Raw genomic sequence first — 17214 nt, forward strand, 5'->3', positions numbered from 1 at the left:
GAGTTACAATGAAAGCAATTGTTTGTGTAAAGCAGGTTCCTGATACCTCCGGCAAGGTGTCCGTCAAGCCCGATGGCACTCTGGATCGTGCATCGATGGCTACCATCACCAACCCGGATGACCTGAACGCTCTGGAGGCTGCTCTGAAGCTCAAGGACGCTACCGGCTGCGAAGTCGTTGTTGTTACCATGGGTCCCCCGCCGGCAGAAGGCATGCTGCGTGAGCTGCTGGCCCGCGGCGCTGATAAGGCTGTTCTGGTCTCCGGCCGTGAGTTCGGCGGCTCCGATACCTTTGCAACCAGCCAGATCCTGGCTGCTGCTGTCAACAAGATCGGCGTTGGCCCCGAGGACGTTGTGTTCTGCGGCCGTCAGGCAATCGATGGCGATACCGCACAGGTCGGCCCGCAGATCGCTGAAAAGCTGCATCTGCCTCAGGTCACCTACGTGGCAGACATCCAGAAGGATGGCAACACCCTGACCGTGAAGCGTATGCTGGAAGACGGCTACATGATGGTCAAGGTGCAGACTCCCTGCCTGCTGACCTGCATCAAGGAGCTGAACCAGCCCCGTTACATGAGCGTGAACGGCATCTTCACCTGCTACGACAAGCCGATGGAAGTGTTTGATTACAACGCACTGAAGGACGATCCGCTGATCGAGGTCGATACCATCGGTCTGAAGGGTTCTCCGACGAACGTCTTTAAGTCCTTCACTCCTCCGCAGAAGGGCGCAGGCACCATGCTCAAGGGCGACGATACTGCTGCACAGCTGGCTGGTATCCTGGCCAAGAAGCACCTGATCTGATGAAAGGAGCATAGGATTACAATGGCTGATTTTAACGAATACAAGGGCGTATGGGTCTTCTGCGAGCAGCGCCAGGGCGCATTGATGCCCACTGATTTCGAGCTGGTGAGCGAGGCCCGCAAGCTGGCTGATGAGTTGGGCTGCGAGGTCACCGGTCTGCTGCTGGGCGACAACGTGGAAGGCATTGCCAAGGAGCTGGGCGGCTATGGTGCCGATAAGGTCATGGTCTGCGACAGCCCCCTGCTGAAGGATTACACCACCGATGCATACGCTAAGGTCGTGTGCGACATGGTCAACGAGTACAAGCCCGAAGTCCTGCTGATCGGTGCAACCAACATCGGCCGCGATCTGGGCCCCCGCTGCGCAGCTCGTCTGCACACCGGCCTGACCGCTGATGCTACCCATCTGGACATCGACACTGCAAAGTACATCGATTTCCTGAAGGAGAGCTCCACCATCGACCTGTCCAAGCAGAAGTTCGATATGGAAGACCGCAACCTGAAGATGACCCGTCCCGCATTCGGCGGCCATCTGATGGCTACCATCATCTGCCCCCGCTTCCGTCCGCAGATGTCCACCGTGCGTCCCGGCGTTATGAAGAAGGCTCCCTTCAATCAGGCCAAGGCTGATGCCTGCCAGATCGTGAAGCCCGCATTCGCTCTGGCTGCTGAGGACATCAAGACCGAGGTCCTGAGCGTTGAGAAGGCCGCTGAAAAGCTGGTCGATCTGATCGGCGCAGACGTGATCGTCTCTGTTGGCCGCGGCATCAGCAAGGATGTCAACAAGGGCATTGAGCTGGCTGAGCAGCTGGCTGCCGCTTTGGGCGGCGGCGTTGTGGGCGCTTCCCGTGCCGTCACCGATGCAGGCTGGATGACTGCTGACCATCAGGTTGGCCAGACCGGCAAGACCGTGCATCCCAAGATCTATGTTGCTCTGGGCATCTCCGGCGCTATCCAGCACACCGCTGGTATGCAGGACTCCGAGTGCATCATCGCTGTCAACAAGAACGAGGGTGCTCCCATCTTCGGCGTGGCTGACTACGGCATCGTGGGCGATCTGTTCAAGGTCGTGCCCGAGCTGATCAAGCAGATCGAGGCAGCAAAGGCTGCTCAGTGATCGACTGACGCGAGATCTTTTTATAGCATAGCCTGAATTGTGGGAGGGCGGCTCTTCGGAGCCGCTCTTCTTTTTATGTAAGGAATACGGCACAGCACAGATGGCCCTGAAAAGGCTGCCTGTGCTGTTTTTTGTTGCAGAAAGTACAGCCAAAGGCCGGCTGCAGCCCAGAAAAGGGCTGCGGGATGGGAGGGAAGTGGAACGGAAAAGCGCACACAAAAGTCTGTTACACTTTGAAATATGCATACAAGTGAATGAGTATACAGAAAAATGCATGAAAAATACTGCAGAAAAGGTGTAGAAAAATAAAATGCAACACGTTAAGTGTGACGAAACAATCCTAAAAACGGTGAAGCGCAACACGGACGTAACAAATTTACGGTATCTTGGATGAACTTGTTGCGCTTGTGAAACGATTTCAGAACGGGAAATTTTGATTTCTTTGCATTTTCTCTCAAAAAATCAACAGAAACCCCTTGACGATGAGATGCTATTGTGATACTCTTGTTGCACAATAGTAACATATTTGAAACGGAAGAGTTGCAAATGTGTTACAGTACGCATTCACATGAATGCAAAAAAGCTTTTATATACAAAAGCTTGCGGAGGATGTCTTATGAAAATCGAGATGCGCACCCTGAAAAATATCGCAGCAGCAGCTATGACTCTGGCTGTGGTTTTTGGTGCTGCATCTCTCAAGCCCGTTACTGCAAACGCAGCTGAGGCTTCGGTTTCTGCCTCCATCGAAGAAGAAAATTCCTACATCAGCTTTCAGGACGAAGCTTATCAGAATGAGTTCCTGCGCCGCGTAAACAACGAGCGCGCAAAGGCTGGCCTGAAGCCTGTTCAGCTGGGCGACAGCAACCACAATAGTGCCGCTCAGGAGCGCGCTAAGGAACTGGCCTCTTCTTATTCCTACGTTCGTCCCAATGGCCAGCGCGACTTTACCATCTTCGCCGAGAATGGTATCGACGATGCGTCCGTTGGCGAAAACTACATAGCTGGCGTTTCTACCCCCGATGCAGCGGTGGATCAGTGGATGAACATTGATTTCGCACGTGAGCGCATGCTGAATGCGGATGTGACCACCATGAGCGTGGGCCACTATGAAGGCGGTGTTTACAACAACTACTGGGTGCTGATCTTCTCTTGCCCCGAAAACTCTTACACCAGCAACTATCGTCAGGAAGTTCTGAATCTGGTCAATGCCGAGCGTGCAAAGTACGGCCTGCAGCCCCTGGTCATGGGCGATGCAAAGCTCACCGCAGCTGCTCAGCAGCGCGCCGAAGAGATCGCAACCGTCAATTCTCACGTTCGTCCCAATGGTACCAAGTGGTATACTGTTCTCAGCGAGTACGGCGTGACGGATGCCGCTGCTGGCGAGAATGCCGCATGGGGCAGCGTTTCTCCTGAAGAAGTCGTGAATGCCTGGATGAACTCCGAAGGCCATCGCGCAAACATTCTGGATCCCGAAGCTCGTGCAATGGGTGTTGGCTACTACTACAACAGCTCCAGCGCTTGGGGCCATCAGTGGATCCAGCTCTTTACGAAGTGATCATCTGCTTTCTTCTAACAAAAGATCGGCTGAGCCGCAAGGCTTGGCCGATTTTTTGTTGCGCTTTTTTCTGGCAGAGGACATGCGGGCAGCAGTACAGGGAGCTGGCCTTGACACAAAAACGTATGCGGCAGTGGTTGCACAACGGACGATTTATGTTATACTTGTTTTGAATAACATGCAGGAGGAACCACAGTGGAGGATTACCGCACCATCCATGGCACGGCCACAGGAGAATACGAAGAAAAGAAGAGCCGCTTCATTGCGGCGCTGTCATTTGCGGACAGCGAGGAAGCTGCCGTTGCATTTCTGGAACAGGTGCGTGCGGCCAACCGCACCGCCCGCCACAATGTGTATGCCTACCGCCTGCGGGAAGGCAACCGGGAACGCTATTCAGATGATGGTGAACCGGCCAAGACGGCGGGCACACCAGCGCTGGAGGTGCTGCAGCACAGCGGCCTGACGGATCTGATCGTGGTGGTGACCCGTTACTTTGGCGGCGTGCTGCTGGGCACCGGCGGCTTGGTGCGTGCATACACCACGGCTACGGCCCGTGCACTGGAAAATGCCAAGGTGGTCACGGTGCGCAGCGTGGTGGAGCTGCGCGTGACAGTGGATTACTCCCTTTATGAGCGTGCATCGCTGCTGATCGATGCGGCGGGAGCAAAACAGACCGCGCCGCAGTTCACGGATCGCGTGACCCTGTGCTGGCAGATGCCGGAACACACCGAAGGCCCGCTGCTGGAACAGCTGCGGGAGCTGACGCGCGGCAGCGCGCAGGTGACGGTATCCGACCCGTTCTACGCACCGTTCTGAACCCGGCAGCAGCAAAAATAAAAAAGCAAGCATTATTTTGCGAACCGACAGGCTTTTTCCCCCTTCGACAAAGCGGGTGTGCTACAATTGCCGCAGACGCAGCAATTGGGATCGGCTGTGCCGAAACAGAGAGGGGGAATGGCGACAAAAAGGGAGAGCGACTTTGTATGGATGTACGTCAGCGCACAGAAGAGATCGAACATATGACCTTCGCGCCGTGGGCTACCTTCAGCGACCAGAGCCGCGGCCGCATGCTGCCGGAAGAGCAGGACCCGATCCGGCCGGTGTTCCAGCGTGACCGTGACCGGGTGCTGCACTGCAAGGCATTCCGACGGCTCAAACAAAAGACGCAGGTGTTCCTCTCGCCGGAGGGAGACCTGTACCGCACCCGACTGACCCATACGCTGGAGGTCTCGCAGATCGCGCGGACCATTGCCCGCGCTCTGCGGCTGAACGAAGATCTGACTGAAGCGATCAGCCTTGCCCATGATCTGGGCCACACGCCGTTTGGCCATGCCGGGGAGCGCGCGCTGAATGAGCTGTGCCCGGACGGCTTCAAGCACTACATGCAGAGCCTGCGTGTGGTGGACAAGCTGGAAAAGGACGGCCGGGGCCTGAACCTGACGTGGGAGGTGCGCAACGGCATCGTGACCCACACAAAGGGCACCTGGGCGGCAACGCCGGAAGGGCGCATCGTGCGCATGGCGGATCAGATCGCCTATGTGAACCATGACATTGAGGACGCGGTGCGCGCCGGTGTGCTGGACCCAGCCACCCTGCCGAAGGAATGCACCGCCGTGCTGGGCCAGACAAAATCTGCCCGCATCACCACTATGATCAACAGTATCCTTGCCAACAGCGATGGGGATGTGAAGGTGGGCGCAGAGGAAAACGAAGCCTTCCTTGCGCTGCGGGATTTCATGTACGCCACCGTGTACGTGGACAAGACCGCCAAGCGGGAAGAGCAGAAGGTGGACAAGGTGATCGGGGAACTGTACGATTACTACCTGAACCATGTGGACCGGATGTCCAACTTCTACATCCAGCTGGCTTATCAGGAGGGCAGAGAACGTGCAGTGACTGATTACATCAGTGGCATGAGCGATGAATTTGCCATCCGCACTTTTGAGGAATTGTTTGTGCCCCAGAAGTGGCATGTCCTATAAATCCGAAAGGTCGTTTGAAAGATCCATGATCCCACACGAATACATTGAAGAACTGACCCGCCGCACCGACATTGTGGAGCTGGTGGGCAGCTATGTGCAGCTCAAGCGCAAGGGACGTTTGTATGGCGGCCTGTGCCCCTTTCACAGCGAAAAAACGCCCTCATTCTACGTCTACCCGGACACCCAGAGCTTTTACTGCTTTGGCTGCGGCGCAGGCGGCGATGCCATTACCTTTACGAAAAAGATCAACAGCATCGATTACCCGGAGGCCGTTAAGTTGCTGGCAGCGCGGGCCGGTATGCCGGAGCCGCAGGAGGACGACAAAACAGGCCGGATGCGCAGCCGCATCCTCTCCATGAACAAGGAGGCGGCACGGTTTTTCCACGCCTGCCTGAACTCCACCGTGGAGGAAGCCCGTCAGGCCCGTGCCTACTGGCGGCGGCGCGGTCTGGACGACAAGACTATCGTCCGGTTCGGGCTGGGCTATGCGCCCAACGACGGACAGGCGCTGTATCAGTTCCTGCGTGATAAGGGCTACAATCAGCAGGAGCTGGATGCCAGCGGCCTGTTCAAGCGCAGTGCGTCCGGCCGCATCTACTGCCTGTTCTGGAAGCGGGTGATGACCCCCATCTTTGACCTGCGCGGCAACATCATTGCGTTTGGTGGGCGCGTGCTGGACGATTCCAAACCGAAATATGTCAACAGCCCGGAAACGCTGGTGTACCACAAATCAGAGACGGTGTTTGCGCTGCAGATCGCAAAGCGCAGCGCGGTGCGCCGGTTCGTGCTGTGCGAGGGCTACATGGACGTGATCAGTATGCATCAGGCAGGCATCGACACAGCAGTGTGTGCCTGCGGCACGGCCCTGACCCCGGAGCAGGTGCGGCTCATCAGCGAGTATGCTGACGAGGTGATCCTGAGCTACGATTCGGACGAAGCAGGCCAGAAGGCCACGCTGCGCTCGCTGGAACTGTTCCGCAACAGCCCGGTAAAGGTGGGCGTGCTGCAGATCCCCGGTGCAAAGGACCCGGACGAGTACATCAAAAAGTATGGCGCAGAGCGATTCAAAGCCCTGCTGGATGGTGTGGGCAATGCACTGGACTTCCGGCTGGGCCGTCTGCGCAGCCAGTATGATCTGGCACAGGATGCCCAGCGGCTGGAATACGTGAAGGAAGCTGTGAATATGCTGGCAGAGCGCTCCAACCCTACCGAGCAGGAAGTGTATGCGGGGCGTCTGGCTGAGGAGACCAACATCTCCAAAACAGCTATCATGACCCAGCTGGAGACCGCCGTGAAGAGGGCGGGCAGCAAGCACCGCTGGGAGAAAAAGCAGCAGGCGCTCAAGTCCGGTGAGATGAATCAGATCAACGTGCCGTACAGTGCGGGCGGCAGTCAGGCGCTGGGCATTGCCAGTGCACAGCAGCGGCTGCTGGCGGCCATACTGAGGGAGCCGCACTATATCGATCTGGTGCAGGGGCAGCTGACCGCAGAACAGTTCGTGCTGCCGCAGCAGAAGGAGCTGTTTGAAGCCATGCTGCGCTGCCGACAGGAGGGCATTGAGATCAGCCTGACCACGCTGCGCGCTTTTGTAAGCGAAGAAGCGCTGAATGAACTGAGCCATCTTGCGGCACAATACAGCGATGTGAATTGTACGCCGGATGATATCCGGCTGTATCTGGACCGCATTGCCCGGGGGATGCCCATGGCAGGCAAGGCGGCGCATATGTCCAATGAGGAACTGAGTGATTACTTCCAGTCGATGCGCGAAAAGAAGCAGGGAAATGTGCCTGTAGAAGAATGATCCCCGCTTTCCCCTCCGGCTGGAGCAGGAGAGGAAAGGAGCAGGAACCATGCAGAAATTGTCGCAAACGGAGGAATTGGCCAGAACACTGGCCGCGCGGGCACGCCACCATGCCCTGACACCGGAGCAGATCAGCCGTGCCATGGACGAACAGGATTACGATGTGGCGCAGCTGGATGAGCTGTATACGGCACTGGAGGACCGCGGCGTGCACCTGACCGAAGAGGAAGAGGACCTGCCTGCGTTGGATGAAACGCAGATCGGCAGGCTGGAACATGAGCTTTCGGCAGAGGGGGTGGCGCTGGACGACCCGGTAAAGGCCTATTTGAAGGAGATCGGCCGGGTGCCGCTGCTGACGGCAGAGCAGGAAACGGAGCTTGCCCGTGCCGCGCAGGCCGGGGACGAGGATGCCCGGCGGAAGCTCAGCGAAGCGAACCTGCGGCTGGTGGTGTCGGTGGCAAAGCGCTATGCAGGGCGGGGCCTGCCGTTTCTGGATCTCATTCAGGAAGGCAATCTCGGTCTGATGAAGGCGGCGGAAAAGTTTGAGCCGGAGCGCGGCTTCAAATTTTCCACCTATGCCACGTGGTGGATCCGTCAGTCCATCACCCGCGCCATTGCGGATCAGGGGAGGACCATCCGCATCCCGGTGCACCTTGTGGAGAGCATCAACCGGGTCAAAAAGACGACGGGTGACCTGCTGCGGAAAAATGGCCGGGAGCCTACCGCGGAAGAGATCGCTGTTCAGCTGGACATGGAGCCGGACCGTGTGCGGGAATTGCTGCAGCTGGCGCAGGACCCTATCAGCTTGGAAACGCCGGTGGGCGAGGAAGAGGATGCCCACCTTGAAGATTTTATTCAGGACGAGGATGCAGGCGTCCCGGTGGATGAAGCCGGGCGGCAGCTGCTGCGGCGGGAACTGTTCAGCGTGCTCAAAAGCCTGACACCGAGGGAAGAGCGGGTGATCGCACTGCGCTTCGGGCTGGAGGATGGCCGGGCGCACACGCTGGAAGAGCTGGGTAAGGAGTTCAATGTGACCCGGGAGCGGGTGCGGCAGATCGAAGCCAAGGCCCTGCGCAAGCTGCGGCATCCCAGCCGTGCAAAACGCCTGCGGGATTATCTGGATGAGTGAACGATTATAATTGCCGCCGCTTGCACTCTGGCAATATTAGAGGAAACATTATTTTTATATTTGCAGCTCAGAAAAGCCTGCGAGCTTTTCTGAGCTGCTTTTTCACAAAAAAGGGCCGCAAGGGAAAACGGGCATATCCGACTGTAAAAGTAATACGCCAAAACACAAGGGCAAAGATAGACAAATTGCACAAGGGGATTATGAACAGGAACGTGCAAAATAAAAAAATCAAGCCCTAAAACAGCAAAACACAACACGCTGCCGGGCGTGCGAAAATGAAAGAAAAAATAAATTTGTTTTGGCAAAAATCTGAAAAATGGCTTGACAGCAAGGCTTTTAGGGTGTATACTGCATTAGTATCACATAATGGACTAGTGCGCCAAAAAGGGGAATACGCAGGCGGCGGCTGGACGGGTCAAACCAAAAAGTTTGTGAAAAACGCCGAAAGGTTCCCTTCGACGCGGGTCGAATTATGTGTGTCTGCTCAAATTTGACCCGTGTATACGACATCCCGTAGAGTATAAAAGTAAGGAGTGGTTGATTTTATGATGAAAGTCAAGCCCGTAAAGCTCGGCAAAACCGAGCGCATGAGCTTCTCCCACATCGACGAAGTCATCAGTATGCCGAACCTGATCGAGGTCCAGAAGAACTCTTATCAGTGGTTCCTGGACGAGGGCCTGAAAGAGGTCTTCCACGATATCGGCACCATTGAGGACTACACCGGCAATCTGGCACTGAGCTTTGTGGACTTCCGCCTGGATAAGGAGCCGAAGTACAGCATCAAGGAGTGCAAGGAGCGCGACGTGACCTATGCAGCACCCCTGCGCGTCACCGCCCGTCTGCTGAACAAGGAGACCGGCGAAGTGAAGGATCAGGAGATCTTCATGGGCGATTTCCCGCTGATGACCGATGCCGGCACCTTTGTGATCAACGGTGCAGAGCGTGCTATCGTCAGCCAGCTGGTGCGTTCTCCCGGCGTGTTCTACGGCGATGCCAAGGATAAGGTGGGCAACGACCTGTACAGCGCCACCATGAACCCCAACCGCGGTGCATGGCTGGAGTACGAGACCGATGCTTCCGATGTGTTCTATGTCCGTATCGATAAGAACCGCAAGCTGCCTGTCACCGTGCTGTGCCGTGCACTGGGCCTGTCCACCAACGAGGACATCCTGAACTTCTTTGGCGACGATGAGCGCATCCTCGCTACTCTGGAAAAGGATACCACCAAGAATCAGGAAGAGGGCCTGCTGGAAGTCTACCGCAAGCTGCGCCCCGGCGAGCCTCCCACGGTGGAGTCTGCTACCAGCCAGATCAACATGCTGTTCTTCGACCCGCGTCGTTATGACCTGTCTCGTTTCGGCCGTTATAAGATGAACAAGAAGCTGTCTCTGGCACGCCGCATCACCGGTCAGGTGGCTGCTGAGAATGTGGTCGCTCCGCTGACCGGCGAGATCCTGATCGAGGCTGGTGCCAAGATCACCCGCGAGCTGGCCGAGAAGGCTGACAATGCCGGTGTGAATCTGGTCGTGCTGAAGCTCGACGATCCCATGAAGGAAGAGAGCCGGAAGATCAAGGTCATCACCAACGGCTGTGTGGATGCACAGGGCTTCTTCTCCTTCGACGTGAAGGAGTGCGGCATCAACGAGCGCTGCTCCTTCGATGAGATCAAGAAGATCCTCGACACCACCTCTGATGTGGAAGAGCAGAAGGAGATGCTGCGCCGCAACCACGACCAGCTGATCGGCCGCACCGTTACGGTCGCCGATATTCTGGCTTCCATCAACTACCTGAACGGTCTGGGCCACAATATTGGCACCACCGATGATATCGACCATCTGGGCAACCGCCGCATCCGCAGCGTGGGCGAGCTGCTGCAGAACCAGTTCCGCATCGGCTTCTCCCGCATGGAGCGCGTCATCCGTGAGCGCATGACCCTGCAGAGCCAGGATCAGAGCGTCATCACCCCGCAGGCCCTCATCAACATCCGTCCGGTGGTGGCAGCCATCAAGGAGTTCTTCGGTTCTTCTCCGCTGTCCCAGTTCATGGATCAGAACAACCCGCTGGCTGAGCTGACCCACAAGCGCCGCCTGTCTGCTCTGGGCCCCGGCGGTCTGAGCCGTGACCGCGCAGGTTTCGAGGTCCGCGACGTTCACTACAGCCACTACGGCCGTATGTGCCCCATCGAGACTCCTGAAGGCCCCAACATCGGTCTGATCTCCTATCTGGCATCTTACGCCAAGATCAACGAGTACGGCTTCGTGGAAGCTCCGTACCGCAAGGTCAAGAAGATCTATGACGAGAACGGCAACCTGAAGGAACAGGTCGTCACCGACGAGGTCGAGTATATGACCGCTGATGTCGAGGACGAGTACGTTGTGGCACAGGCCAACGAGCCGCTGGATGAGGGCAAGCACTTCATCCGTCCCCGTGTGTCTGCCCGCCGCCGCGACGAGATCCTTGAAATTGATGCAGAGAAAGTCGATTACATGGACGTTTCTCCGCGAATGATGGTCTCTGTTGCTACCGCCTGCATCCCCTTCCTGGAGAACGATGACTGTAACCGTGCTCTGATGGGTTCCAACATGCAGCGTCAGGCAGTGCCTCTGATGGTCACCCAGCAGCCCATCGTTGCTACCGGTATGGAGTACAAGGCTGCTACCGACTCCGGCACCGCTGTTCTGGCAAAGAATGACGGTATCGTTGAGAAGATGGATGCCAACCATGTTGTTGTGCGCAACAACAAGGGCGAGCTGGAGGATTATCCTCTGGTCAAGTTCGCACGCTCCAACGCAGGCACCTGCATCAACCAGCGTCCCATCGTGGAGGTCGGCGAGAGCGTCAAGGCCGGTCAGGTGCTGGCCGACGGCCCTGCAATGCGCAACGGCGAAATTTCTCTGGGTAAGAACGCTCTGATCGGCTTCATGACCTGGGAAGGCTACAACTACGAGGATGCCGTTCTGCTGAACGAGAAGATCGTGCGCGAGGACGTGTACACCTCCATTCATATTGAAGAGTACGAGACCGAGAGCCGCGACACCAAGCTGGGACCCGAAGAGATCACCCGTGATATCCCCAACGTTTCTGAGGATGCACTGAAGGATCTGGACGAGCGCGGCATCATCCGTATCGGTGCTGAGGTCAAGAGCGGCGACATTCTGGTCGGTAAGGTCACCCCGAAGGGCGAGACCGAGCTGACCGCTGAGGAGCGCCTGCTGCGCGCCATCTTCGGCGAGAAGGCACGCGAAGTGCGTGATACTTCTCTGCGCGTGCCCCATGGTGCATACGGCATCATTGTGGACGTCAAGGTGTTCACCCCGGAGAACAGCGACGAACTGCAGCCCGGCGTGCGCGAGGTCGTCCGCTGCTATATTGCCCAGAAGCGCAAGATCAGCGTTGGCGATAAGATGGCAGGCCGTCACGGCAACAAGGGTGTCGTTTCCCGCATTCTGCCGCAGGAGGACATGCCCTACCTGCCCGACGGCACCCCGCTGGACATCGTGCTGAACCCTCTGGGCGTGCCTTCCCGTATGAACATCGGTCAGGTGCTGGAAGTCAACCTGGGCTACGCTGCCAAGGCATGCGGCATCAAGGTCATGACTCCCGTCTTCGACTCTGCTCGTGAGAACGACATCGGCGATACCTTTGATACCGCCCGCGAGATGTGGCATGGCGAGAATGCTCCTGCATATCCCACGAAGCTCCCCAAGATCATGGGCGAGAAGGGACACATTATCGACTTCTCCAAGATCGAGCTGGACCGCGATGGCAAGACCACCGTTTACGATGGCCGCACCGGCGAAAAGTTCGATAACCGCGTTACCGTCGGTTATATGTACTACCTGAAGCTGCATCACCTGGTCGATGATAAGATCCATGCACGTTCTACCGGCCCCTACTCTCTGGTCACTCAGCAGCCTCTGGGCGGCAAGGCCCAGTTCGGCGGCCAGCGCTTTGGCGAAATGGAAGTCTGGGCACTGGAAGCTTACGGCGCTGCTTACACTCTGCAGGAGATCCTGACCGTCAAGTCCGACGACGTGGAGGGCCGTGTGAAGACCTACGAGGCCATCGTTAAGGGTGAGCCGATCCCGCAGCCCGGCATCCCCGAGTCCTTCCGCGTTATGCTGAAGGAACTGCAGTCTCTGGGTCTGGACGTTGTTGTTCAGGACAAGGACGGCAACGAGATCGACATGCGTCAGAACTTCGACGACGAAGAGACCGGCTTTGATATGCGCGATGTTGCCGGCACTGAGAACGTCGTGCAGGAGAGCGAACTGCTCAACGATTATAATATTAAGGATGCCGATGCCGGTTTCGATGATCCTTCTGTGCTGGAGGACAATAACTCCGGTGCCGAAGCTCCCGCTTCTTCTGACGAAGTAGATTTCTGATCAGACAAAGAACACAAGCCTCAAGCCCCCTGTTCCGCGTGCTGCGGCAGGGGAGAGGGGCCTGTGGTCTGAACAAGAAAGCCGCCTGTATCATCGAGACAACTAGAGATTAAGAAAGGGTTCGTTTCATGGAAAACAACGTTTTCGATTCCATCAAGATCGGCCTTGCCTCCCCGGAGCAGATCCGCAACTGGAGCTACGGCGAGGTCAAAAAGCCTGAGACCATCAACTACCGTACCCTGAAGCCGGAGCGCGACGGCTTGTACTGTGAGCGCATTTTTGGACCTACCAAGGACTGGGAGTGCCACTGCGGTAAGTATAAGCGCATCCGCTACAAGGGCAAGATCTGCGACCGCTGCGGCGTTGAAGTGACCAAGGCTAAGGTCCGCCGTGAGCGCATGGGCCACATTGAGCTGGCCGCTCCCGTCAGCCACATCTGGTACTTCAAGGGCATCCCCAGCCGCATCGGCCTGATGCTGGACATCAGCCCCCGCCTGCTGGAGAAGGTGCTGTACTTTGCAAGCTATATCGTCACTGATCCGGGCGCTACCCGTCTGGAAAAGAAGCAGCTGCTCACCGAGAGCGAGTATCGTGAGATGCGCGACCACTACGGTGATGAGTTCGAGGCTGCTATGGGCGCTGAGGCCATTCAGGATCTGCTGAAGGAGATCGATCTGGATCAGCTGAGTGAAGAGCTGACTGCCGAGGTGGAAAAGTCCTCCGGCCAGAAGCGCGTGCGCATCCTCAAGCGTCTGGAAGTAGTTGAGGCATTCCGCATTTCCGGCAACCGTCCTGAATGGATGGTCATGGATGTGCTGCCTGTTCTGCCGCCTGACCTGCGCCCCATGGTCCAGCTGGACGGCGGCCGTTTTGCCACCTCCGACCTGAACGACCTGTACCGCCGCGTGATCAACCGCAACAACCGTCTGCGCCGTCTGCTGGAGCTGGGCGCTCCCGACATCATCGTGCGCAACGAGAAGCGTATGCTGCAGGAAGCAGTGGACAGCCTGATCGACAACGGCCGCCGCGGCCGTCCGGTCACCGGCCCCAACAACCGCGCACTGAAGAGCCTTTCTGATATGCTGAAGGGCAAGCAGGGCCGCTTCCGTCAGAACCTGCTGGGCAAGCGTGTTGACTACTCCGGTCGTTCTGTTATCGTCGTCGGCCCTGAGCTGAAGATGGATCAGTGCGGTCTGCCCAAGGAAATGGCTCTGGAGCTGTTCAAGCCCTTTGTCATGAAGGATCTGGTGGAGAAGGGTATTGCCAACAACATCAAGTCCGCCCGCAAGATGGTGGAGCGCGCTAAGCCCGAAGTGTGGGACAGCCTGGAGACCGTGATCAAGGGCCACCCCGTTCTGCTGAACCGTGCACCTACCCTGCACCGTCTGGGCATTCAGGCTTTCAACCCGGTGCTGGTGGAGGGCCGTGCCATCAAGCTGCACCCGCTGGCATGTACCGCATTCAACGCCGACTTCGACGGTGACCAGATGGCAGTCCATCTGCCTCTGGGCGAGGATGCCTGCCGTGAGGCCAAGATGCTGATGCTGGCTTCCGGCAACCTGCTGAAGCCCTCTGACGGCGCACCTGTTACCGTGCCTACGCAGGATATGATCCTGGGCAGCTACTACCTGACCACCGTTCGTGAAAATGACGAGGGCGCAGGCAAGGTGTTCCGCGATGAGAACGAAGCCCTGATGGCTTATGCAGAGCACATCGTTACCCTGCACGCACCCATCAAGGTGCGCCGCACCATGACCATTGACGGCGTGGAGCGCACCGGTCTGGTGGAAACCACCGTCGGCCGCATCATCTTCAATAACCCTGTTCCTCAGAATCTGGGTTATATCGACCGTACTGATCCCGAGCACTGGCTGGAGTACGAGGTCAGCTTCCGCGTGACCAAGAAGACTCTGCCCGACATCATTTCCCGCTGCATGACCCGCAACGGCACCCGCAAGTGTGCAAAGATGCTGGATGCCATCAAGGCGCAGGGCTACAAGTACTCCACTCTGTCTGCAATCTCCGTCGCTGTGTGCGACGCTGTGATCCCGCCGCAGAAGCAGGAACTGATCGCTGAGGCTGACCAGCAGATCGCAAAGGTCGGCAAGCTGTTCAACCGCGGCCTGATCTCCGACAACGAGCGTTACAACCAGACCATCGCCATCTGGCAGGCTACCACCGATAAGGTCTCCAAGGCTCTGGCAGACAACCTGCCCAAGGACAACGAGATCTATATGATGGCTGACTCCGGTGCTCGTGGTTCTATGAACCAGATCAAGCAGCTGGCCGGTATGCGCGGCCTGCTGGCAAACACCGCTGGCCACACCATCGAGATGCCCATTCGTGCCAACTACCGTGAAGGTCTGAATATTCTGGAATATTTCGTTTCTGCCCGTGGTGCCCGTAAGGGTCTGGCCGATACCGCTCTGCGTACCGCTGACTCCGGTTACCTGACCCGCCGCATGGTCGATGTCTCTCAGGATGTCATTGTGCGCGAGATCGACTGTGGCACCACTGACGGCCTGTGGGTGTCTGAGATCCACGAGGGCAAGGAGAAGATCGAGAGCTTCCGTGAGCGTTTGATCGGCCGCTTTGCTGTGGGCGATGTGGTCAACCCCGTCACCGGCAAGGTGATCGTGCCGGAAGGCAAGATGATCGACCTGTACGATGCAAACGAGATCGAGGCTGCTGGCATTACCAAGCTGAAGATCCGCAGCCTGCTGACCTGCCGTGCAAAGACCGGTGTCTGCGCACGCTGCTACGGTTCCGATATGGCAAACGGCGAGCCGGTCCGTCTGGGCGAGTCTGTCGGCGTTATCGCCGCAGAGTCCATCGGCGAGCCTGGTACTCAGCTGACCATGCGTACCTTCCATACCGGCGGTATCGCATCTGCTGAAGATATCACGCAGGGTCTTCCCCGTGTTGAAGAGCTGTTCGAGAGCCGCCGTCCCAAGAGCATGGCCATCATGAGCGAGATCTCTGGTGTCGTTTCTCAGGACGATACCAAGAAGAATGTCGTTATCAAGGTGACCGGCAAGGACGAGAACGGTGCCGAGGTCGTAAAGAGCTACTCCATCCCGTTCACCCAGCATTCCCGCGTGATGCCGGGTGACCGTGTGGAGAAGGGCGACATCATCACCCGTGAAGGTGTTCTGTATCCGCAGGATATTCTGGCAATTAAGGGTCTGGAGGATGTCCAGAACTACCTGATCAACGAAGTTCAGAAGGTCTACCGTCTGCAGGGCGTTGAGATCAACGATAAGCATATCGAAGTCATCGTCCGTCAGATGTGCCGCAAGGTGCGCGTGACTGATTCCGGTTCTTCCAACCTGATCGGCGGTGCACTGGCAAGCCGTCTGGAAGTGGAGAGCATCAACGCCGATCTGCAGCAGCGCATCGACGCTGGTGAAGAGGGCCTGAAGCTGGTCGAGTACCAGCAGGTGCTGCTGGGCATCACCAAGGCTGCTCTGGCAAACGACTCCTTCCTGTCCGCTGCATCCTTCCAGGAGACCACCCGCGTGCTGACCGAAGCTGCCATCAAGGGCAAGGTTGACCCGCTGGCCGGCCTGAAGGAGAACGTCATCATTGGTAAGCTGATCCCCGCAGGTACCGGTCTGCCGGAAGTCCGTGAGGATCTGAAGAACCGTGAGGCTGAGCGCGATGCTGAGGTCGCTGCTGAACTGGCAGCTGCTGTACAGTAAGCAAAGCTCCTTCTTCTGAAATAAAACAATGGACCGCTCTGTGGGCATCCGCCTGCAGGGCGGTTTTTATATGCCCGGAAAAGCGGAAACAGGGGAGAAAACCGTGCGTTTTGCGTCGAAAAAATACTGAAAGAAAAAATCTGGAATAAATGCAAAAAACTTTGCAAAAACTGTTGACATCCGCCTGTAAAGCGAGTATTATATAACTGTTGCGCATCCCTCATGGGGATAGTGCGGCAAAAAAGTCGGAAAAAGTCCGATGTGCATTATTAAGAAAGGAGAAACAAAATGCCTACTTTTAACCAGCTTGTACGCAAGGGCCGTCAGGTTCTGGCTACCAAGAGCACCGCTCCCGCACTGCTGAAGAGCTACAATTCTCAGAAGAAACAGTATTCTGATCTGAACAGCCCCCAGAAGCGTGGTGTCTGCACTGCTGTTCGTACCATGACCCCCAAGAAGCCCAACTCTGCTCTGCGTAAGGTTGCTCGTGTCCGCCTCACGAATGGTATCGAGGTCACCTCTTACATTCCCGGTATCGGCCATAACCTGCAGGAGCACTCCGTCGTGCTGATCCGTGGCGGTCGTGTTAAGGACCTGCCCGGTGTGCGTTACCACATCATCCGTGGTACCCTGGATACTCAGGGTGTGGCAGGCCGTAATCAGGCCCGCTCCAAGTACGGCGCAAAGCGTCCTAAGGCCGGTGCTGCAAAGAAGTAATTGAGGACAACCGCCATAAACG

General features: G+C 57.2%; 11 protein-coding genes. All 11 read left to right on the top strand.

Features of this window, described 5'->3' with window-relative positions:
- Positions 1 to 8: 8 nt before the first annotated feature.
- Complete coding sequence (acrB, locus tag GKG34_RS00890; RefSeq protein WP_005940175.1) at positions 9 to 803, top strand: acryloyl-CoA reductase electron transfer subunit gamma; 795 nt, start codon at positions 9 to 11, stop codon at positions 801 to 803.
- 21 nt (positions 804 to 824) lie between these two features.
- The gene (acrA, locus tag GKG34_RS00895; RefSeq protein ID WP_154255384.1) at positions 825 to 1919 is read left to right on the top strand and encodes an acryloyl-CoA reductase electron transfer subunit beta; all 1095 of its coding nucleotides are present in this window, start codon (positions 825 to 827) and stop codon (positions 1917 to 1919) included.
- A gap of 616 nt (positions 1920 to 2535) precedes the next feature.
- Entirely contained in the window at positions 2536 to 3474 is a 939-nt protein-coding gene (locus GKG34_RS00900; RefSeq protein WP_154255385.1) for a CAP domain-containing protein, read from the top strand.
- 195 nt (positions 3475 to 3669) lie between these two features.
- The gene (locus tag GKG34_RS00905) at positions 3670 to 4290 is read left to right on the top strand and encodes a YigZ family protein (RefSeq protein WP_347563407.1); all 621 of its coding nucleotides are present in this window, start codon (positions 3670 to 3672) and stop codon (positions 4288 to 4290) included.
- Positions 4291 to 4457: 167 nt separating this feature from the next.
- Positions 4458 to 5456, top strand: a complete 999-nt coding sequence (locus tag GKG34_RS00910; protein WP_154255386.1) for a deoxyguanosinetriphosphate triphosphohydrolase — start codon at positions 4458 to 4460, stop codon at positions 5454 to 5456.
- A 25-nt stretch (positions 5457 to 5481) separates the two neighbouring features.
- Positions 5482 to 7257 (top strand): DNA primase, encoded by a 1776-nt coding sequence (dnaG, locus tag GKG34_RS00915; RefSeq protein ID WP_154255387.1) that lies wholly within the window; start codon positions 5482 to 5484, stop codon positions 7255 to 7257.
- Positions 7258 to 7306: 49 nt separating this feature from the next.
- A complete protein-coding gene (gene rpoD, locus GKG34_RS00920) occupies positions 7307 to 8386 on the top strand; it encodes an RNA polymerase sigma factor RpoD (protein WP_154255388.1) in 1080 nt (359 codons plus the stop codon).
- A gap of 275 nt (positions 8387 to 8661) precedes the next feature.
- Complete coding sequence (locus tag GKG34_RS00925; protein ID WP_154255389.1) at positions 8662 to 8880, top strand: hypothetical protein; 219 nt, start codon at positions 8662 to 8664, stop codon at positions 8878 to 8880.
- Between the two features lie 51 nt (positions 8881 to 8931).
- Positions 8932 to 12774, top strand: coding sequence for a DNA-directed RNA polymerase subunit beta (locus GKG34_RS00930; protein WP_005940199.1), 3843 nt, complete (start codon positions 8932 to 8934; stop codon positions 12772 to 12774).
- A 128-nt stretch (positions 12775 to 12902) separates the two neighbouring features.
- The gene (gene rpoC / locus GKG34_RS00935; RefSeq protein ID WP_154255390.1) at positions 12903 to 16475 is read left to right on the top strand and encodes a DNA-directed RNA polymerase subunit beta'; all 3573 of its coding nucleotides are present in this window, start codon (positions 12903 to 12905) and stop codon (positions 16473 to 16475) included.
- A gap of 288 nt (positions 16476 to 16763) precedes the next feature.
- Positions 16764 to 17192: a 30S ribosomal protein S12 gene (gene rpsL, locus GKG34_RS00940; RefSeq protein ID WP_005940205.1), complete on the top strand. Its 429-nt coding sequence runs from the start codon at positions 16764 to 16766 to the stop codon at positions 17190 to 17192.
- The last annotated feature ends 22 nt before the right edge of the window (positions 17193 to 17214 follow it).

This window comes from Faecalibacterium sp. BIOML-A4 (assembly GCF_009679665.1).
In the GTDB taxonomy this organism is placed as follows: Bacteria; Bacillota; Clostridia; order Oscillospirales; family Ruminococcaceae; genus Faecalibacterium; species Faecalibacterium taiwanense.